Annotated in this window: 17 protein-coding genes and 1 pseudogene; 7 read left to right on the top strand and 11 right to left on the bottom strand. The window is 43.0% G+C overall.

From position 1 onward, the window contains the following. Positions 1-107 precede the first annotated feature (107 nt). The 5 genes from phaC to OC443_RS20920 all read right to left on the bottom strand — a co-directional run bounded on the left by phaC (position 108) and on the right by OC443_RS20920 (position 5,420). The gene (phaC, locus tag OC443_RS20940) at positions 108-1,901 is read right to left on the bottom strand and encodes a class I poly(R)-hydroxyalkanoic acid synthase (protein ID WP_073580477.1); all 1,794 of its coding nucleotides are present in this window, start codon (positions 1,899-1,901) and stop codon (positions 108-110) included. Positions 1,902-1,963: 62 nt separating this feature from the next. Beyond that, positions 1,964-2,311, bottom strand: a complete 348-nt coding sequence (locus tag OC443_RS20935; protein WP_073580475.1) for a phasin family protein — start codon at positions 2,309-2,311, stop codon at positions 1,964-1,966. 40 nt (positions 2,312-2,351) lie between these two features. Further along, positions 2,352-3,560, bottom strand: coding sequence for an acetyl-CoA C-acetyltransferase (locus OC443_RS20930; protein ID WP_073580473.1), 1,209 nt, complete (start codon positions 3,558-3,560; stop codon positions 2,352-2,354). Between the two features lie 19 nt (positions 3,561-3,579). After that, positions 3,580-4,320, bottom strand: coding sequence for an SDR family oxidoreductase (locus tag OC443_RS20925; RefSeq protein WP_073580471.1), 741 nt, complete (start codon positions 4,318-4,320; stop codon positions 3,580-3,582). Positions 4,321-4,763: 443 nt separating this feature from the next. Then, on the bottom strand, positions 4,764-5,420 hold the full coding sequence (locus OC443_RS20920; RefSeq protein ID WP_073580469.1) for a hypothetical protein: 657 nt from the start codon (positions 5,418-5,420) through the stop codon (positions 4,764-4,766). A gap of 601 nt (positions 5,421-6,021) precedes the next feature. On the opposite strand from OC443_RS20920, the pseudogene glgC reads away from it, so the two are divergent. Both glgC and OC443_RS20910 read left to right on the top strand, forming a co-directional pair. Continuing rightward, positions 6,022-7,272: pseudogene (gene glgC / locus OC443_RS20915) on the top strand (glucose-1-phosphate adenylyltransferase); the annotation flags it as partial. A gap of 433 nt (positions 7,273-7,705) precedes the next feature. Then, complete coding sequence (locus OC443_RS20910; protein WP_073580465.1) at positions 7,706-8,161, top strand: methylglyoxal synthase; 456 nt, start codon at positions 7,706-7,708, stop codon at positions 8,159-8,161. 7 nt (positions 8,162-8,168) lie between these two features. On the opposite strand, the gene helD is transcribed toward OC443_RS20910, so the two are convergent. Continuing rightward, a complete protein-coding gene (helD, locus tag OC443_RS20905) occupies positions 8,169-10,232 on the bottom strand; it encodes a DNA helicase IV (RefSeq protein ID WP_073580487.1) in 2,064 nt (687 codons plus the stop codon). A 195-nt stretch (positions 10,233-10,427) separates the two neighbouring features. On the opposite strand from helD, the gene yccS reads away from it, so the two are divergent. The 4 genes from yccS to OC443_RS20885 all read left to right on the top strand — a co-directional run bounded on the left by yccS (position 10,428) and on the right by OC443_RS20885 (position 14,200). Next, the gene (gene yccS, locus OC443_RS20900) at positions 10,428-12,605 is read left to right on the top strand and encodes a YccS family putative transporter (RefSeq protein ID WP_073580463.1); all 2,178 of its coding nucleotides are present in this window, start codon (positions 10,428-10,430) and stop codon (positions 12,603-12,605) included. A 116-nt stretch (positions 12,606-12,721) separates the two neighbouring features. After that, positions 12,722-12,937, top strand: a complete 216-nt coding sequence (locus OC443_RS20895; protein WP_073580485.1) for a hypothetical protein — start codon at positions 12,722-12,724, stop codon at positions 12,935-12,937. An 87-nt stretch (positions 12,938-13,024) separates the two neighbouring features. Then, on the top strand, positions 13,025-13,306 hold the full coding sequence (locus OC443_RS20890; RefSeq protein WP_262021783.1) for a hypothetical protein: 282 nt from the start codon (positions 13,025-13,027) through the stop codon (positions 13,304-13,306). A gap of 369 nt (positions 13,307-13,675) precedes the next feature. Next, on the top strand, positions 13,676-14,200 hold the full coding sequence (locus OC443_RS20885; RefSeq protein WP_073580459.1) for a hypothetical protein: 525 nt from the start codon (positions 13,676-13,678) through the stop codon (positions 14,198-14,200). 87 nt (positions 14,201-14,287) lie between these two features. Here OC443_RS20885 and OC443_RS20880 read toward each other — a convergent pair whose 3' ends face one another. The 5 genes from OC443_RS20880 to OC443_RS20860 form a co-directional block, all read right to left on the bottom strand. After that, the gene (locus tag OC443_RS20880; RefSeq protein WP_073580457.1) at positions 14,288-16,888 is read right to left on the bottom strand and encodes a LuxQ periplasmic sensor domain-containing protein; all 2,601 of its coding nucleotides are present in this window, start codon (positions 16,886-16,888) and stop codon (positions 14,288-14,290) included. A gap of 15 nt (positions 16,889-16,903) precedes the next feature. After that, positions 16,904-17,992 (bottom strand): substrate-binding domain-containing protein, encoded by a 1,089-nt coding sequence (locus OC443_RS20875; protein ID WP_073580455.1) that lies wholly within the window; start codon positions 17,990-17,992, stop codon positions 16,904-16,906. Positions 17,993-18,124: 132 nt separating this feature from the next. After that, positions 18,125-18,415, bottom strand: a complete 291-nt coding sequence (locus tag OC443_RS20870) for a GIY-YIG nuclease family protein (RefSeq protein ID WP_073580453.1) — start codon at positions 18,413-18,415, stop codon at positions 18,125-18,127. 16 nt (positions 18,416-18,431) lie between these two features. Further along, positions 18,432-19,079, bottom strand: a complete 648-nt coding sequence (locus OC443_RS20865) for a YceH family protein (protein ID WP_073580483.1) — start codon at positions 19,077-19,079, stop codon at positions 18,432-18,434. A gap of 67 nt (positions 19,080-19,146) precedes the next feature. Continuing rightward, positions 19,147-19,344, bottom strand: a complete 198-nt coding sequence (locus tag OC443_RS20860; protein ID WP_073580451.1) for a hypothetical protein — start codon at positions 19,342-19,344, stop codon at positions 19,147-19,149. A 305-nt stretch (positions 19,345-19,649) separates the two neighbouring features. On the opposite strand from OC443_RS20860, the gene OC443_RS20855 reads away from it, so the two are divergent. After that, complete coding sequence (locus OC443_RS20855; RefSeq protein WP_073580449.1) at positions 19,650-19,967, top strand: DUF496 family protein; 318 nt, start codon at positions 19,650-19,652, stop codon at positions 19,965-19,967. Positions 19,968-20,189: the final 222 nt, after the last annotated feature.

Here is a 20,189-nt window from a genome sequence, read left to right as displayed (position 1 = left end):
TGCTTGAGGGTATTTTCAACCAACCACAGGATCGTTCAACTGATCATTTACTTAACTGATCGGAGTTAGCCCGTAAAGGCGGCATCTTATCAACATCACCGAAAAGGTCATGACGCTTTTGCTTTTTCTTCCGGTACAACCGGCAGAACCTGCTTCACGTAATCTCCCGGCGCTTCACCAAGCACAGGGTAACCTTCACCTCCGACAGGGAATGGTTCAACTTTTTCCTCATCGCAGAAACTGACCAGCCACTCATTCCAGTGACTCCACCAGGAACCATCCGTTCGTTTGGCATGTTCAAGCCAGTCTTTCGGCTCTGCTTCCAGCTTGTCACTCACCCAGTAACCGTACTTATTCTTAGCCGGATGATTAATGATACCGGCAATATGACCGGATTCACCAAGCACAAAGACTTTATCACCGCCCAGATTCATCGCACCACGGTAAGTACCTTCCCACAATGCAATATGATCTTCCCGGGCAGAAATGAAATAGCTCGGAATTTTGATTTTACTCAGATCAATCCAGACACCACCGACTTTGATACCTTTTTCCTCGATCAGTTTATTTTCTAAATAAAGCTCTCTTAACAGGAAGTTATGGCAAGCCGCACTTACATTCGTACTGTCACTGTTCCAGTAGAGTAAGTCAAAATCAACCGGATTGGCTCCTTTCAGATAATTATCAACATAATAATTCCAGTAGAGACTGTTTTCTCTGAGCATACTGAATGTCACGCTGAGGGAGCGGCCATCCATGAAGCCTTTGGCTGAGTTTTGCATTTCAATTGCACTGATCACCGGATCATTGATGTAAACACCAACTTCTCCGGGCAGCGTAAAATCAAGCAGGGTTGTAAAGAATGAAGCTGACTTAATCCGCCGTTTCATCCGTTTCGCAGCATAGTAAGCCATTGTTGTTGCCAGCAGAGTACCACCGATGCAATAACCAGCTGTATTAATCTGCTCCTGGCCGGAAATATCTCCGACTGCAGTCACGGCCTTTACGACACCGTCAAGCACGTAATCTTCATAACCCAGTTCAGCCTGCTCCGGCCCCGGATTTCGCCAGGACATCATAAACACGCTATGGCCTTGTTCCAGCAACCAACGAACCATAGAATTCTTTTCCCGAAGGTCAAGAATGTAGTATTTGTTGATAAATGGCGGAACAATTAACAATGGGGTGCTGTGCACCTGCTCTGTCATCGGGGTATATTGAATCAGCTCGAATAAGTCATTTTTAAAAACAACTTTACCTGGCGTGGTTGCAACATTTTGTCCGACACGGAATGCATTGTTATTCGTCATCCGGACTTTCAGAATATCCGCACTCGACGCAACATCCTCCTTTAATGCTTCCATACCATCAATCAGGTTCTGACCGTTACTATCAATTGTTAATTTCAGTAATTCCGGATTGGTTGCAATAAAGTTACTGGGTGAAAGTGCGTTGATTGTCTGACGGGAGAAAAAGCGGATACGTTCTTTGACTTTTTCATCGACGCCATCAATTGAATCAATTGTGTCAAGATATGTTTTTCCGAACAACAAATAGGACTGCATGATAAAGTTATAAAGTGCTTCATCTTTCCATGCGTCATCCGAAAAACGTTTATCACCATGCTCTGCTTCGATCAGCTGTTCTTTTTTTCCGGCTAAAACAACGTTTTGCCAGATTTCTAATTGTTTTTTCCACCACTCCATCTGCAGATTCATTAATGCAGCTGGCTGGCCGGCAGCCCTCTCAAATAGTTTTGCAGTATCATCATAGTTCACTTCCTGCATCGCTTTATTCAAGGGCGAATTGAAGACTTCCCGCTGAGTTTCCAGATCTTCCCACCATTTTTGGTTCGTTTCCTGAATCTTTACGAGATAGTCCGAAAAGAAGTGTTGAAACATAAACCTACTCCTTAGTTAAAAAAAAGAGCCGCCTCCCCCCAAGGCGGCCAAAATACACGGAGTTATGCAGGAGTGACTGTTGAAAGGTTATCAGTTGTCAATTTTTCAACATCATCTTTGAACTCTTTCGCAATCGACTGCAGCTTGTTGCTGTCGTCGATCATCTGTTGAGACAATTTAGATAATGTTGTTAACTGCTGTGTACTGTAAGCTGCGAGTGTAGCTGCATCTTTCACGTCACTTGCGGCTTTCATTTGGGTTAAACCAATATCACTGTAAGCACGCATTGACCCAAGCTGAAGTTCAGTAAGTACTTCAACATTTTTTGTTAGAATTTTGTTAAATTTAAAAAATGGTTCCAGAGTTTTTTCTGTTTGATCTGTAAATGTTTTAAAAAAGTCCGTATACATAAATGTATCTCCTAAAATTTTAAAATTTTATTCCTTTCAACTAGCCAACGGCCTTCACGACGACCGCGGTTCCCATTCCACCGCCGATACATAGTGATGCCACTCCATACTGATTCCCTCTCTTTCTCAATTCATGAACCAGAGAGACCAATATTCTGTTACCTGATGCGCCCAGAGGATGGCCGAGTGCAATTGCACCACCGTTGAGATTTGCTTTGCTCAGAATCTCTTCTTCAGAAACAGAAAACTCCTCCGACAAACCTTTCACAACCCCTAAAGCCTGCGCCGCAAAAGCTTCATTCAACTCAAGAACATCCATATCAGTTAATGACATATCGATTTGTCTGAGTGCTTTTGTTACTGCTGGAACCGGTCCCAGTCCCATGACTTTTGGATCAACGCCTCCTTGTGCACAGCTGATAATTTCAGCAATTGGCACCAGGTCATATTTTTTCACTGCACTTTCAGAAGCAAGAATTACCGCACTTGCTCCGTCGTTAATGCCCGACGCATTCCCTGCGGTCACTGTGCCTTCTTTATCAAATGCAGGCCGCAGTTTCGCCAGAACTTCCATCGACGTATTCGCTTTGGGATACTCATCGGTGTCAAACAGGCGGGTTTCACGTTTTACTTTAATCTCAACCGGAACGATTTCATCAACAAACTTTCCGCTTTCTATTGCAGCAACAGCTTTTTTCTGGCTGGAAAGAGCGAATTCATCCTGTTCCTGACGAGAAATTGCATATTCTTTAGCAATATTTTCAGCTGTCACACCCATGTGGTACTGATTAAATATGTCGGTTAATCCATCATTAATCAGTAAATCAACACAGTTCATATTGCCCATTTTGTGTCCGTCACGCACACCAGCGGGAATGGCATATGGTATTTGAGACATCACTTCAGCACCGGCAGCAACGACAACCTGCGCATCACCAACTTTGATGTGATTCACACCATCCATGACGGATCGCATGCCACTACCACATACCATATTGATGGCATACGCCGGAACCGTATGAGGAATGCCGGCATACAGTGAAGCCTGACGGGCAACGCCCATTCCCTGACCAGCACTGACAACATTACCAAGAATGACCTCATCTACGACTGCCGGATCTAACTTAGCTGAATCCATCGCGCCTTTAATGACAGTAGCAGCAAGCTGACCAACGCCAACCCCTTTCAGACTGCCCCCAAAGGAGCCAAGTGCGGAACGTTTTGCCGCAACGATATATACTTTTTCCATCAGTAAACGCCTCTCTCACTTAGCTCATGTACAAGCCGCCGTTAACGGACAGAGTCGCACCTGTAATGTACGCCGCATCTTCACTCACCAGGAAGCTGATTGCTTTGGCAATTTCTTCCGGTTTGGCAAGGCGTTTCATCGGAACCTGTTGAACGATAGAATCCAGTACCTCAGGTTTCATTTTTTCAACCATTGGTGTTCCTGTGTATCCGGGAGCAATGACATTCACAGTCACACCGTCTCTTGCACCTTCTGCTGCCAGCGCTTTTGAAAAACCGATCATGCCGGCTTTCGCTGCTGAATAGTTTGCCTGACCGAATTGTCCTTTCAGACCATTCACAGATGAAATGTTCACCACACGGCCTGATTTTCGTTCACACATCGCACCAAATAACGGACGGGTCACGTTATAGACACTATTCAAATTTGTATTGATTACATCCAGCCAGTTCTCTGCAGGCATTTTTTTAAACAAACCATCACGGGTAATCCCCGCATTATTGACAACTACGTCAATATGACCTTCTTCTTCGAGAAGCGCTCCAAGTTTTTCAAAACATTCAGCCGTATTTGTTACATCTATTTCGAATAAACGCACTTGTTTATCTGTGAATCCATTGTCATTAAATATTTTTAATGCAGCGTCATAACACCCCGTGTAATAAGCAGCAATAACACGAAAACCATCTTTTACAAGCTGACTGGTAATTGCTGATCCAATACCACCTTCTGATCCGGTAATTAAAGCGATTTTGTCCATTAAAGACTCCATTTCATATAACAAATTCAATAGTTTTTATAATGAAAGGTGTCAAATATATTTGATCACCAACCGACAAAATAATTAAGTTTTTTTAAAAGCGCTTGAAATAAAAAGATTATTGCCGTCACATTTAAGCTAATTCAAGATCGGGACATTTCAAATTAATAACGGACATTATTTTGCAAACTTGATCGAAATCTCAAAAACAGACACATTTAATGGATGGAATTAACACTTAAAATATAAGGTATTGTTTTAACAGGAAATAATAGATTGTTGGCAGAGGAGAAATATCGACAAACATCATAAAATCAATGAGTTAAAAAGGAACGAATTTCACATTCATAAAAATTTAATAAAAAAACAGAATCATTTAATGACAATTTTAATCATTAAATGATTCTGGTTATTATATATTTCGTATTAGCTAAATATATTGATTACTGGTAGAAAATTTCACCACTATTGACATCCAGATATATTTTATCCGCTACTTTCAAACCACCACAATAAATAAAATACACATTTCTGTTTTTATATTTAACCGAGCGAACCCATCCTTTCAATTCATCGAAATCTTCAGGTGTGCAAATTTTCTCATCGATTAATTTACCCGTCACCTGGATAAATTTTTCTTGATATAGTTTTAAATCATCAGATTTATTAATATAGGCTGTTAATATTTCTTCTTTTTCTGCTTTAGAGATAACTGGCCTGGTTTCGCTCAATCCCTGCATAGAAACCCATTCAGCAACTTCAGGTCCGCCTTCCTCATAGACAAAATATCTCGAAATCCGGCCCCATCCTTCTTTTTGCTCAAGCACAATGACCTGGTTACCTTTATATAAATAACGGACCGGATAAGCATCATCACTTCGTTCATTGCGAACGGGCAATTTATGCTCATTCACAAAAAATTTTGTATTAACAGGCTTTTGCGGCTCCGTCTCTGCTGTGGCTGTTTTTTTAACTTCAGGCTTTTCAATCGTTGTTGCATCTGCCGGTTTCTCCGGCGATTTCATAAAAAACAGGTAATAACCAGCTCCGGCACCACCGATTCCCAAAAGTAAAATCAAAATCATGAGCACTTTTTTCATATTTTTCTCAATTCCTGAATGCTTTATACATTTATCTTATCGGCAGCCGGACATATGACTTAACTATCAGTTCAGATCTGCAACATACACTCAAGCAACCTCAATATTCAGGTTGTTTGGGTATATACCCAAGTGACCTCAGGATGCATGTTCAGCGAGAATGAATTGGTTTCTGAGCAAGGCACTGATTTGTAAACAGAGTCATTCTGCGTTGAAAATCAGTCACGCAGGACAGGCGCCAATCAATCCCGCCCTTCGGGAGCGCATCAACAGGTTCATTTCTGCGTCAAACAACCTCGAAAGGCGTCATCATTCCTTCGGTTATTTTCCTTGAACTGAGCCTGTTGATGAAGCTCTGAATCCTGCATCTTGAAGTCATTTGGGTATAGTATACTGAAATCTCCCGGATGATGTCTGGATCAGGTCACTTCTGCCGGGCTCAGGCATGATTCAGATCAACCAGGGATATACCAAAGCAACCTGAAGATGCAGGGTTCAGGTTGCTTGGGTATAAATATCTAAACTGACTACAATTTTTGTTCTGGCGAAACCCTGAATATGCACTCTATACTGAAAGCAGAGCGCACTAACTTCAGGGAGAAAAAAGATGCAAAAGACATTAACCGTCATTCTTGCTGGCGGTGTTGGTTCCCGGCTTTCCCCCCTTACAGATGATCGCGCCAAACCAGCGGTTCCTTTCGGTGGTAAATACCGGATCATCGACTTCACACTGACTAATTGTTTACATTCAGGATTAAGACAAATACTGGTTTTAACCCAGTATAAGTCTCACTCTTTACAAAAGCATTTGCGGGATGGCTGGTCGGTGTTTAATCCTGAACTGGGAGACTACATCACCGCAGTTCCGCCTCAGATGCGTAAAGGAGGAAAATGGTATGAAGGCACCGCCGATGCGATTTTCCACAATATGTGGCTCTTATCGCGCAGCGACGCAAAATATGTGGTCGTACTTTCCGGTGATCACATTTACCGTATGGATTACGCCCCGATGCTTGAACAGCATATTGTAAACGAGGCGAAGCTGACCATTGCCTGTATGAGCGTCCCCCGTGAAGAAGCCTGTCCTTTTGGCGTGATCAAAACGCAGGCCAACGGACAAATCTCAGAGTTCATAGAAAAACCGGCAGATCCGCCGTCTATGCCTTCAGATCCAACCCGCAGTCTGGTGTCTATGGGGATTTACATCTTTAATATGGACACACTCCAAAGTGCACTGACTGAAGACTCTGAAAAAAATAGTTCCAGTCATGATTTCGGTAATGACATTATTCCGGAATTAATCACAACTAATCAGGTTTATGCTTATCACTTCTGTGGTGATAAAGGACGGGTGGCGCGGGATTTATACTGGCGGGATGTCGGAACAATTGATTCCTATTATGACGCCAATATGGATTTGCTTGAACCACTTCCTCCGATGAATCTGTATCAGAAAGACTGGACTATCCGGACTTATGAGCCTCAGTTTCCGCCGGCCCGGACCGTTTCATCAGCAACCGGAAATGAAGGTATCTTCATTAACTCAATCATTGCAAATGGTGTCATTAATTCCGGTGGCTCAGTACAACACTCGATTATTTCATCCGATGTAAAAATCCGTGATGGAGCAACCATCGTTGACAGTATTATTTTTGATGATGTCGATATCGGAGAAGGCTGCCAGTTGAGAAAATGTATTATTGATAAACACGTTAGCGTGCCGCCATATACAAAAGTTGGTGTCAACCTGGCCGAAGACGGTAAAAAATTTCATATCTCAGAAAAGGGAATTGTGGTGATTCCTGAAGGGTACCAATTTAGTCTTGAACATGAAGAGCCCAGTGCTTGTTGACCCACAACAGTACGGCGAAAAAAACCGTATTTCAACAGAAATACGGTTGTAAAATCAAAAGCATAATAAATCTATACTCAAACAACCGGAAGAGACAGGATGCCTGAGTATATCTGACAGGGGAGCCTTATTATGCTCCCGTCAGAAGTTAAGAAAAACAGCAATAATGCCCGAATTTATTTTCCTGTTTCTTTATTATGATACCCAATCAACCTGAAGATGAAGGGTTATTTGGGTATACGCTGTTTTTTATCACTTTTTCTGCTTATCACACTTTTCTTTTTACACATAACTGGATCAGACCCGATTCTCAGTTCTCATGAAAATTAATTGATTCATTTATCTAATTCCTATTATATATATTTTTATAAATACCCAAGCAGCCGGAAAGCAAATTTGGGCGTAAGCCGTTCACACACATGAGAACTTATTCATGCAAACAACTCAAAGAACCATTGAAGCGCGTAAAAGCATCGCGCTTGTCGCACATGACCATTGCAAAGCCAGTCTTTTATCCTGGGTCAAAGAGAACCTCGAACAATTATCCCGACATCAATTATACGCAACCGGAACAACCGGGCATTTATTAGCCAAAGAAACCGGACTTGAAATTGAGCCGATGATTAGTGGCCCAATGGGTGGTGATCAGCAAATTGGGGCGATGATTTCTGAGTGTAAAATTGACGTATTAGTCTTCTTCTGGGATCCACTGAATGCAGTACCGCATGATCCGGATGTGAAAGCCTTACTCAGAATTGCAACCGTATGGAACATCCCGGTTGCAATTAACCGGGCCAGTGCTGACTTTATTTTCTCATCTGAGCAGATTGCCCAAACGTCAGAGATTGTCATTCCTGACTATGATTCTTATCTCAAAGCCCGGACCTGATACGGGTTTATTTTTCAATAACAACAGAGTATGGACCTTCTGCCAGTTCCCGGATAAAAGCCGACCCGCTGGCATTGTAAGTTATCCATACTTTTTCTTTCGCTCTGGTCATCGCCACATAGAAAAGACGACGTTCCTCCGCATCGGGAAACCCATCATCAGACGCATTTAATGCGGTATCCAGATGAGTCATTTTTATTCTGGCCGGAAACTGCCCTTCATCCACCCCGGTGATCACGACATAATCAGCTTCTTTCCCCTTACTGGCATGACAGGTCATAAACTGAATATCAAGCCGGGTATAACGTTTCTGCCAGTCTTCAAGTAACTCAGGCTGATGATAATGGTTTCTCCCAAGCAATAAGACCGATTTGTTTTCTGTTGCTTGTCTGTTCAGCTGTTCAAGTGTCGCCTCTGTACGGTGACCGGACATAACAAATACGGCATCATCATCACTTTGCTGATAACTGTTCAGAGGTTTCCGCAGCTGATTCGGATTCACCTGGACAAACTGATTGGCAACTTCTCCAATTTTCTGATTAAAACGGTAAGTCGTATCCAGATAAGTCACCGACGAATCGGGAAAACGCTGGCGGAATCTTGTGGTTAAATCCACATCAGAGCCGGTAAACTGATAGATAGATTGCCAGTCATCACCGACCGCATAAAGATTGCCCTGATTTTTTTGCTGCCCGCATAAAGCTTCAAGCAGCGCCAGCCTCGGCGGAGAAATATCCTGATACTCATCCACCATGATGAACCGCCAGGGAGACTTAAACCGTTTTTTCTTCACATGCTCCGTTGCTCTGGTGATCATCAGGTTAAAATCAATCTGCTCTGTTTCTTTCAGCATTTGTGTCCATGCCTGATAGCACGGCCAGCACAGCGACAGTTCACTATTTAAACGGGAATAATCATCCCGTGAAATCATCTTTTGCTGAATACTTCTCTTACTCATCCCGGATAACGACAGCTGCTCAACCTGCCGGGTAAGCCAGGCAATTAACTGCGGGCTTTCCGCATGACTTCCAAGATCTTCATCCCCTTTGATATAAGCAATCGGCCATTGATTCAAATGCTTTTGCCAGCGTTTATAATTGGTTGGCGTCATCCAGTGTTTTTTCAGCCATTCCGCCATCCATGCTTGTTTTTGTTCTTCCTGAGCAGCAACCGGGGACAACTGTACATCCTGACCTTCGGCTTCTCTGATGATATAAAGACCCAGCTGATGAAATGTATTCACGGTCACTGCCTGAGCTGTCTGGCCAATCCGCAGGTTTAACCGGGAACGCATTTCATCTGCAGCGTCTCTGCCGAAAGAGAGCATCAGAATCTGACCGGCATCTGCAAGCTGGCTTTTCATCAGATAGGCCACCCTCGCCGAGAGCACGCTGGTCTTACCCGAGCCAGCACCTGCCAGTACCAGATTATTGTTATCATTTAATAAAACAGCGGATTGTTGAGAGGGGTTCAGCGGAGAAGATTCAAAGGAGGAAAATAATTCTGCCCAATGTGAACGTTCAGTATCTGTCCAATGCTGATTCCGCTCTTCCAGATTTGTTTCCCCGTCTTTGTACCAGAAAATAATCATATCCGGAATTTCGGGACATTGTTCAACCAGCTCCTCGAAGGTCATCTCAAGTTTCTCAAGATCTTTACTCACCAGATTATGCCACTGATTAAACTGTGCATGAGAAACAAAGTCAGGCGATGATATCAGTTTTAATAATTCATAATCCCACTGCGGAATCACAGAAGAAAAGCGGACAGATTGCTGCTGATACCAGTCTGAATAGGCTGCCAGCGCTTTTTCAGCAAAGGGGCGACACTCATGCCAGGGTAAGCCTTGAACAAGCCAGCTATAACGGACACCTTCCTTTTCACGGGAAAAAAACTGAAGCTGCCCCCATATAATTCCCCGGTTCATTTGTATCGAGCCATCCCAGACCATAAAAGGGATAGTTTCCTCGACATCAGATGAACGGATGATCAAAGATGCATCTTTAATCTCTACCTGACAAAATTCATCATATATAAAATATCGTGCAGTCCTGCCAGCCTGTAGCTGCATCATATAAAAATCCCGTTTGCTGTAAAGGCTTTATCGTAGATATACCATATATACTGTAAACAAAGAATTCAGGATTTCTTGATCTTTCACGCATAACCCGTCTCTGTCATCCTTCATCCGGCTTATTCTTTGATATATATTGATTACGTAGTATCCTCACTCTGGGTCGCAGTTTAGTCCGGTAATAAATACAAAGTGAAATTATTCGAACATTTCCCGGAGCACCGGGTCAAAAAAACGCTTCGTCATACAGTATTAATTCTGATCGCTTTTTTAGGTGCCATCATCCCGGCCGGGTCTTATGGCCTGACCACCTGGATCAATCCGTTAATTCTCGGCATTATTGCTGCGGCACTGACGGAACAAAATGATAATTTACCCGGACGACTCAAAGCCATTTGTCTGACGTTATTGTGTTTTTTGATTGCAACTTTATCGATTGAGCTGCTCTTTCATTCTCCGGTTCTGTTTGCAGCCGGGCTGGCTTTATCGACTTTCAGCTTCATCATGCTCGGTGCAATCAGCTCAAGATATGCAACGATTGCTTTCGGTTCTCTGCTCATCGCTGTTTATACTATGATTGGCACTTCAGCCGCAGAGCATCCCAGCTTTTGGCTGCAACCCGCATTATTACTGAGTGGCGCCTGCTGGTACTATCTGCTTTCTGTCATCTGGCTGCTTCTGTTTCCCAGCCAGTCAATTCAGCAAAGTCTGAGTGATGTATTCCTCAATCTGGCAGATTACTTCGATCTGAAAAGTGAAATGTTCCACCCGGTGTCCGGCTTTCAGATTCAGCCATACCGGATTAAAGAAGCCAACTTAAATACAGCCATCGTCCTGACACTGAATCAATGTAAAGCCACCTTACTGGCACACTGTAAGAAAGGTCACCTCCAGACCACCAGTGATCACTTTCTGAATATTTATTTTCTGGCACAGGATATTCATGAACGCATCAGTTCAACCCACTCCCGTTATTATGAACTGACCCATCATTTCAGCCGGTCCGATATTTTGTTCCGGTTTAAATATTTACTTGCTGAACAGGCAAAAGCCTGCCGGGATATTGCGCGGGACCTGGCAACAAACGACAGCTATCAGCATCAAACATCATCAGCACTGGCACTGGATGAACTTCAGTTGTCCATTCAGCACCTGAATCATCAGCAAGAAGCTATCCCCGATGCTCTGTTAACGCAAATCAATTACTTATTCAACAATCTGACCACAATTGAAAAGCAGCTGTGTAATATCGAGAACCCGGAAGCACATCAGTTTATGGAAGGTGAATTATCGGATACAGACCCGCATACGCTGAAAAATATGTGGCAAAGAATCCAGGCCAGTCTGAATCCTGAATCACTGTTGTTTCGCCATGCTGTCAGAATGTCGCTGGCTTTAACGGCGGGTTATATTATTCTGCAAAGCTTTCATCTGGAACTCGGATACTGGATATTACTGACAACTCTGTTTGTCTGTCAGCCTAACTTCTCCGCGACAAGAAAAAGAATCAGACTGCGGGTGATCGGTACGGTCTCAGGGCTTATCGCCGGTGGTGCCCTGATGCCTCTGTTCTCTTCTTATGAGGTCCAGCTTGCTTTCATCGTTTTTTCCGGGGTCATGTTTTTTGTATTCAGGCTGAATAAATATGGATATGCAACAGGATTTATCACAATGCTGGTGCTGTTCTGTTTTAATCAAAGCGGTACGGGCATGGAAATCATTCTGCCCCGGTTAACGGATACCTTCATCGGTTGTGGCTTAGCAGTCATTGCCGTCACTTACATTCTCCCGGACTGGCAGGCAGACCGGCTGCCTCAGGTGATGGCTGAAGCGATTCTGACGAATAAAAACTATCTCGATCAGATCATTGCCCAATACCGGATAGGCAAACAGGATACGCTCCGCTACCGGATTGCCCGCAGAAATGCGCATGACCAGGATGCCGCATTAACCACGGCCATCAATAACATGCTGGCAGAACCGGATAAGTATAAAAAAGCGGAAGAAGAAAGTTTCCGCTTTCTGACACTCAACCACGCGCTGTTAAGCTATATCTCTGCTTTAGGCGCACACAGAACCCGCCTGGACAATCACATCACTCACAGGCTGATCCTGGACGCACACCGGACCATTCATCAGCATCTGGAAGCATTAGCTGATAAATTACTGGGCCAAAGCAAACGGCACGAATTATCGCCCCCGGAAGAGGCAGGATTAAAAGCCCGGCTTGAAGCCTGGCGGGAACAGGATGGCAGTTCAGTTCAACTGGTTTTACAGCAGCTGTATCTTATACACAGAATCTTACCTGAACTGCATCATTTAGCCGGTAAGCTGTATCTTCCTGAAGGGGAAACACAACCAACAGAGTAAACATCTGGTGCGGTGAGCCAACTCACAATTCTGTCATTAACATGACATTTTATGGACAATCATTTCCGGTGATCTTTCTAAGATCGATGTCATTACTGTTGGTTGGCGGAAAAATTATGCACACTTCATCTTACCAAAATAAGCATATGTATTTTGTTCCCCGGACAAAATCATTATCTCACAATCAATTTGAATCTGTGAAAGCCCAGCTGAAGATGATGACTACATCTCAACTGAAATCATTACAGACAGAAATCAACGAGTCATTACACCCGGCCTCTCAACCCGTGCTGACGCAAGAAGAACTTGAGATGCTCAATAGTTTATTCTGATCGTATCCGGTAAAACTGCTATAATTTACTTATGGTAGTTTTGCGGATTTTATTATGCCGGTTTCAGCAATTCAGTCAGGTTACCAAATGCTTCAGCAATCAGCTCAAATGGCTGACAGAAGTAGTCGTGAGCTTAATCAGGCCCACATGCAGGATTATCCGAAAGTTGAGCAGGCTAAGCCTGAACTCCCCCCAATGGAAGCTTTTCCAAACACAAATAAGCAGTCTGCTTTATATTCGGCTCCGGCTCCGGATAAAATTAATGCGATACATGAACTCAATCAGTCGAATCAATATGCCCGGATAGGGACCAATATGATCCAGCGTGATCAGGACATGATCGGTTCTCTGCTTGACGTACGTGTTTAAATCATCCATCCTTCTGCGCCCGGTTTTGAGAAACACAATTCCGGTATCTGAATTATTGTTCTTAAAATACGCATATACCCAAGCAACCTGAAGATGCAGGTTTCAATGTAGCGGGTACGTTTTCAATGATACATATTCCAATAATGATATTGCGTATAGAGGATATATCAGTGAAAACTTGGAATATGAGTATGATTCGTATAAATTGAAATTGTTTCTGTTACTCCGGAGATTCATTGAACTTTAATCAAGATGCTGACGATGAACTGCTGCTGAAATACTCAATTCGGGCAAATTTCAGCCACTAAAGTCAGATAACACCGGAATGATTTAATTCGGCAACCACAGGATTCGTTGAAAGGTAAATTCATGACAAACCGCGTCTTCAGGAAAATCCCCGTCAGCCTGCTCGTCTTAGCTTCCTCATGGGCATCAGCTGCTGACTTTAACTATAACTATTTTGAATTCAGAACCGGTAGCAGTCCTCAATCTTTCGGCAGTGAATTCAGTATGAACATTACCGATAACTTCCATGTGCGGGCTTCTGCAGACAGTCAGATCGATCATGACTGGGATCTTGCCGGCGGAATCGGCTTTAACGGGCCCGTGGCACCAACAACGGATATGTTCGGACACCTGTTACTGCACGAAATAAAATACCCGAAAGATGATGGTGGCGGCTCAGATACGCTGGTCGAATTGAGTGTGGGTATAAGAACATGGATTGCCGACAAACTGGAAGGGTTCGGAAAAATCGGCAGAATGGATCGTCATTCAGTTGTTGGTGCCGGCATCAGGTTTCACTCCACCGGGCAACTATCAATGAATATGGAAACGACAAACAACGGCGTTTGGGGGCCACAAATTATTCTTGGTGTAAGATACCAGTTCTGATACACGCCACCGGTCGGTGGCATACTGACCGGTTCATCATTCATCTTACGCCTTGCTTCTTCCCCGCCTTTCCGGCAGCAAACAGTATTAACGCAGAGCCGTCTTTGTCTCCGGGGCTGCCAACCCTTCTTTAAAATGAACCAAAGCGGAATAAAGATTCTCTTCACGAATGGGTTTCACCAACACATATTGTGCCCCGGCATCCAGAAATGCCTGTTGCGTTTCAGCTGAATCATCTGCAGTACAGGCATATACCGGCACACTCATCTCCAGTTGTTCTCTGATGCGTTTAGTCACTTCAATCCCGTCCATTTTGGGAAGCTGATTATCCATTAATATCAAATCAAAGGGACGGCGTTTTACCGTATCAAGGGCTTTCTGCCCATCTTCAACCCATGTCACATTCAAACCAAATTTGTCACAAAAAGCTTTGGCAATATAGGCGTTGGTATGATTGTCCTCGACCAGTAATACATCCAGCGTTTTATCGAAAAGAAGCCTGGACTGACCCGCCAGTAAGTTTTCATCATGATTGTGCTCAGGCTGGTGCTCAACATCGATTGGAATGGTAAATTCGAAGCAGCTTCCTTCATCCAGCACAGAATTAACGGTAATCGTTCCATTCATTAACTCAACCAGATTTTTCACAATTGCCAGACCTAAACCACTGCCACCATATTCCCGGATGGATGTGGTTTCACTTTGGATAAATGGTTCAAAAATAAGGCTGATATCATCATTTTTAATACCGACTCCCGTGTCCTGAACACAAACATGAAAATGTTCTTTATCTTCACTGGCAGTACTGAATAAATTTAATGAAATACTGATTCTGCCATGGTGAGTAAATTTCACCGCATTATTTAACAGGTTAAATATAATTTGATTCAGTCTGACCTGATCACTGCATACCACCAGATTGTGGTGAATATTGGTTGAAATATGAAATTCAACAGATTTTTCTTCACACAGCGGCCGGTAAATCCGATCAACAACATGAATCGTATCCATTAAATAAAAACGTACATTGCTTATTTTAAATTTATTTTGTTCAATTTTGGAAAAATCAAGAATATCATTTAAAACCGCCAGCAAATGCTCACTACATAAACACAAAACACCAACCTGCTCACTTTGTTTGGCATCAGTGGCATTATCTTTTAATAACTGAGCGACACCTAAAATACCATTCAGTGGCGTTCTTACTTCATGACTCATTCTTGCCAGAAAATCTGCTCTGGCGTTCGCAGCCCTCTCTGCTTCACTTCTGGCCTGATGACTTTCTCTTTCTGCCTCAGCAATACTTGTGACATCCTGCCCCTGAGTCAACACAGATTCGACCCGGCCTTCATGAATAATCGGAGAAATCGTCCAGCGGAAAATTCTGTCTTCAATTTCAGTGGTAATTTCATCTAACTGATGTTTTTCCGTATAAAGGATTTTCTCAATCTCCGGCAATAACAGATCTTTCAGTGATCTGAAACGGCTGGTATGGGCAGCTTCAGAGAAATGGGAAAAAGCAGCCGGATTCATACGAATTAAATGGCCATTCATTCCCCACAAAATCGTGGGTGATACCGAGTAATTAAATAAATTTTCAAACTGCTTTTCCTGTTCCGAAAATCGCTTGAATGTATGTTCTAAAGCACGGCCAAATAAATCAAACTCTTCAATTTTAGAGCCGTGAAATGTATGCTTTACTCCCTTATCAACAATACTGTGAATAAACTGAACCAGTTTATCAATTTCAAAACGAATACTTTTGTTCAGCCAGCGCCATAATACAAATGACAACATGCCCATCGCGACAACAATAAAAATAATACTGAAATAAAAATTTCTTTTTAATTCGACAATATTATGATTGCTGTTGACAGCATAAACAGCCAGCGGAGTCGGAACATGATTCACAGACAGAGTCGTTTGGCTCACGGTATATAAGTCTTTCAGACCCGACATATCTCCGGCATGCAGCAGATCAAACTCAGTATAGGATTCTGTCCCATTCAGGGTTGAAGCAAGCACATCAGACCCCACAGCAAAAATCAGATCCTGCAAATGGCTGCTTTCCCGGATGTGTTCAGATAAAACATAGTTATTATTGACCACGGAAAGCACATAGAAATAACCAATCACTTCACCGTTGCGAATACTAATTAACGGAATTTTCCGGGCAAAGGCATAAATGGTTTCCAGAACGGAAGGTATACTCACCAACCGCCAGCTCCCGTTGAGATTCATTTGTCCGGACAGGCGTTGCAGATCAGAGGGCGCGATACCGTAAAACTCCGCATTGCCGTCATCCCACATTTTTTCATTGAGCCCGCTGATAAAACGAATGTCCGGGGTATTTTCCGGATCCAGCTGATCAACTGCTGCAAAAAACTGCATAATCTCTGTATCAGCATGCCGGATAACCGCTTCCAGCAGCTCTGAGTTGGTTGCATTGCTGTCCTGGTGGGTTTTGATTAAAGCAAGCTGGAAATCCAGAATTTCCTGGATAAAGTCCGATGTCTGCCCGTTAATTCTCTTCACTTCACGGGCTATCAACTCACTGCTGAACTGATAGCTTTGAAACAAAACACCAAAGGTCAGGATACCAATGACAATCATAATTGCGCGCGTAAAATAGGTCGCAATATTGAGCTTTTTCCTGACAGAGCTGGACCGGACTTTATCGTTTACCATATCTTTCTCTTGTGTTTAACGGTCGGAATATCGAAAGGCACGTTTTTTCAACTGCTTAATTTTTTCCGGAGAATCTTTACTGGATACAAGTTCAAAACTACCGGAGTAAACTGTCGGCACTTCTTTTCCTTCCAGATCCCATTTAATGGCTTCAGCCATGGCAACACCTGTATCATCATTCATTCTCATAACGGTCACATCAAGATCACCCCGTGAAATAGCTTCCAGCTCAGCGGAACCACCACCCCAGCCATTCACTAAAACATCATCGTTTCGCCCGACTTTATTCAAGGCTTTAACCGCACCTAAGGCCACATCAGTTGAGCAGGCATATAACAAATTTATATCGGGATTCCGTTTGATATTATCCAGGGTGATATTATAGCTGCTTTGTTGGTTCGCCTGAGTATAAAATGAAGAAACCAGCTGATAATGTTTTCCCATCGCCTGAATAAAAGTATCTCCCCTGGCTTCACTGATATATCCGGGAGAGAAATAAAGCATAGAATAGCGGGCACCGGGATTCAGTTTTTTCTTGAAGTAATGCGCCAGTTTTAAAGAACCGGTTTGATGGTCAAACCCGACATATAATAACGGTTGACGCGCTTTCCAGCTGCGTACCGGTGTCGTGATATTCTGCAAAATCAGCTTGGTTTTCGAAGACCCTAATACATGTTCGATAAATTTTCTGTGTCTTGCTGTATCCAGAGTAAAAATCAGATAATCTGACTTATTTCTTAATGCTTCCATCAGCGACTGACTTTGCTGACGAATATCCATATTCGGACGCGTAAACAGCTGATGAATATGATACTGAACACCCAACTCTTTTAACCGGAGTTCAAACGCTTTAATATTCCGGCTCCAATAGTCAGAAATTTGTTGTCCCGGGTAGATCACTGAAATTGAAATCGGGTGGGTCTGAATAAAATTCAGATGAACCGGTGGGCTGCCAACTTCATTTTCAAGCTGATTTGTTAACGCTTTTTGATGAGGAAATGCATTGAGAAATTCATTATATTGCCAGTAATTCCCCTGGGCATTCGCGCCAGACCAATACAACACGCCAATCATGACGCAGATAAGCCGAACCAACTTAACCATAATTACTCTCTTAATGACATAAGGGTCATTACCGCCCTTTCTGTAGTTAAAATTCATGAACAGCAATCTATTTCTTAACAATGACTGTCAATTAAAGGTTAGTATAAAAATAACGAATCGTTGAATAATGGCTTATGAGTGGAAAGGAAAAACTTGTGACAATAGTAAATTTTCAGCAACAATCTGCTCTTTTTTTACCTTGGGCAATTTCTTTATTCTCGCCTCGAAACGAAGGGCTTCCTGACGGGAAGCTACAGGCTGAGACCAAACCAGTTTCAGGGGAGCTTTTCCCCTTAATGCTTTGGCCCCGCGCCCGGACTGATGCTCCGCAAAACGACGCTCAACATTGGTCGTAATACCACAATATAATGCATGCCGGGAAGTCCTGATCAGGTAGATCCACCAGCTGTTATGTTGACTCACTTTATTTCACGTATGTTTATTTTGCCAGTTCATGAACGATCTCTTTCAAAGCCTGAAGTTCTGCTCTTAACTCGCCGACTTCCTGTTCAAGCTGATCAAGACGGGATAATTCAGCCTCCGGATAAAGTGACGGAGCCTGTTCCTCTGATGAAAAAGCAACATCGTCCGGTGTAAAAGTCTGTCGATAACGGATTTCTCTCTTTCCCGCTTCCCGGGGCAAAGAAGCAACAAACCCTTTTTCGATCAAACGTTCCAGTACGGCTTCCGCTTCTTTTACATCCGTCAGCGTACACAACCGGTTCGTCCGGGTCCGGAGTTCTCCGGGCGTTTGAGCGCCACGTAACAGCAGACAGCAGATAAATCCCAGTTCCTGTTCATCCAGCTGTAAATCACCAAACTCTGTATTACAAAAACGGTGCTGATATTTACTTGTCCGCTGGTTAAAGCCACTCTCATCACTGACTAAGTGACGACCTCTCAGGCCTTCAACAACATCAAGCACTTCAGCTTCAGACAAATTCATGACCGGTTCACGATTACTTTTCTGATTACATGCGGTTGTCAGACCATTTAAGGTTAGCGGGTAATAATCCGGTGTTGTCACTGACTTTTCGAGTAAACAACCAATCACCCTTGCTTCAACAGTATTTAATTCATATTTCATCATGCTTCTCCCCACCGTGAAGTGCGTTCAGTACGAACAAAAACCGACCATCAAAGTTCAGCAGCTATCAATGATCACGCAACAAATCTGACTTAACCATCTGCCCGTCTTCATCAAGTATAATCACCCGGGAACGATTCAGTTCAATCCTGATTCTTCCTGCTGCTTTTCTGGCCTGAAGGTAAGACTTCTTCAGCTTGTCTCTGGACTTTTTCACCTCAGGTAATTGTATATTTTCAGAATGGTTACCTACTAAGAAAGGCATTCAATAATTTACCAGGTTGATAAACGTCTCAACATAATATAGCGTCTCAGCCAGAACACAAATAATTGCCATCTGTTCGTTCAATTGTTACGCAGGCACACCTTAGATTGATCTCAGGACTGTCAGTTAAGTAGCTGATATGATTTAATCACACTATATGACCCCGTCTCAGGAAGGGGAAACTGTTGCCGAGAGGCAACAATGAGACAAATTATCAGATACTATTGCAAATTCAGGTATGTCAGAGATATCTTGGATATGTATTTTAACAACTTTATCTTAACAACTTAGTGAGAAATAGACTTATGAGCAGCGTATTTGAAATCGTTTCATTAGCACGTCGTAAAAACAAACTGAAACGTGAACTGGTTGATAATGAGAAGAAGGTTCGCGACAACCGTAAACGTGTTGATCTGCTGGAAAACCTGATGGACTACATCAAAGCAGATATGAGCCAGGAAGAAATCATTGCGATCGTTAAGAATATGAAAGGTGACTATGAAGATCGTGTCGATGATCACATTATTAAAAGCGCGGAAATTTCCAAAGAACGCCGTGATATCAGCCGCAGGATTAAAGAACTGACTGAGCAGGATAAACAGCAAACTCAGGGTAAAAAATAATCCTCAGGGTCTGTTGACCTTTTGGGTACAATTTTTGTTGAATCTAAAAGGACAGCAAACATGTACGCGAAAGATCAACAGGCCCGCGTACCTGCGCTGCTTCAAGCACATTCTTTTATTGCCTCGTACAACCACATTATTTACCGCCTCCGCTGACATTTCATCAAATATTCACATTGACGAACTACTTTCAAAACAACGCACTCTTAATTGTCAGTCACC

Origin of the sequence: Vibrio quintilis, assembly GCF_024529975.1 — a bacterium.
In the GTDB taxonomy this organism is placed as follows: domain Bacteria; phylum Pseudomonadota; class Gammaproteobacteria; order Enterobacterales; family Vibrionaceae; genus Vibrio; species Vibrio quintilis.
This window is presented reverse-complemented; position numbering and strand designations above follow the sequence as displayed.

Coding starts and splice junctions, on each gene's coding strand:
- OC443_RS20860 (WP_073580451.1), bottom strand. CDS start 19,344: ATGCCTTTCTTAGTAGGTAACCATTCTGAAAATATACAATTACCTGAG.
- OC443_RS20910 (WP_073580465.1), top strand. CDS start 7,706: ATGCAAACAACTCAAAGAACCATTGAAGCGCGTAAAAGCATCGCGCTT.
- OC443_RS20920 (WP_073580469.1), bottom strand. CDS start 5,420: ATGAAAAAAGTGCTCATGATTTTGATTTTACTTTTGGGAATCGGTGGT.
- OC443_RS20875 (WP_073580455.1), bottom strand. CDS start 17,992: ATGGTTAAGTTGGTTCGGCTTATCTGCGTCATGATTGGCGTGTTGTAT.
- OC443_RS20895 (WP_073580485.1), top strand. CDS start 12,722: ATGCACACTTCATCTTACCAAAATAAGCATATGTATTTTGTTCCCCGG.
- OC443_RS20925 (WP_073580471.1), bottom strand. CDS start 4,320: ATGGACAAAATCGCTTTAATTACCGGATCAGAAGGTGGTATTGGATCA.
- OC443_RS20885 (WP_073580459.1), top strand. CDS start 13,676: ATGACAAACCGCGTCTTCAGGAAAATCCCCGTCAGCCTGCTCGTCTTA.
- OC443_RS20930 (WP_073580473.1), bottom strand. CDS start 3,560: ATGGAAAAAGTATATATCGTTGCGGCAAAACGTTCCGCACTTGGCTCC.
- OC443_RS20855 (WP_073580449.1), top strand. CDS start 19,650: ATGAGCAGCGTATTTGAAATCGTTTCATTAGCACGTCGTAAAAACAAA.
- phaC (WP_073580477.1), bottom strand. CDS start 1,901: ATGTTTCAACACTTCTTTTCGGACTATCTCGTAAAGATTCAGGAAACG.
- OC443_RS20890 (WP_262021783.1), top strand. CDS start 13,025: ATGCTTCAGCAATCAGCTCAAATGGCTGACAGAAGTAGTCGTGAGCTT.
- OC443_RS20865 (WP_073580483.1), bottom strand. CDS start 19,079: ATGAAATATGAATTAAATACTGTTGAAGCAAGGGTGATTGGTTGTTTA.
- OC443_RS20880 (WP_073580457.1), bottom strand. CDS start 16,888: ATGGTAAACGATAAAGTCCGGTCCAGCTCTGTCAGGAAAAAGCTCAAT.
- helD (WP_073580487.1), bottom strand. CDS start 10,232: ATGCAGCTACAGGCTGGCAGGACTGCACGATATTTTATATATGATGAA.
- OC443_RS20935 (WP_073580475.1), bottom strand. CDS start 2,311: ATGTATACGGACTTTTTTAAAACATTTACAGATCAAACAGAAAAAACT.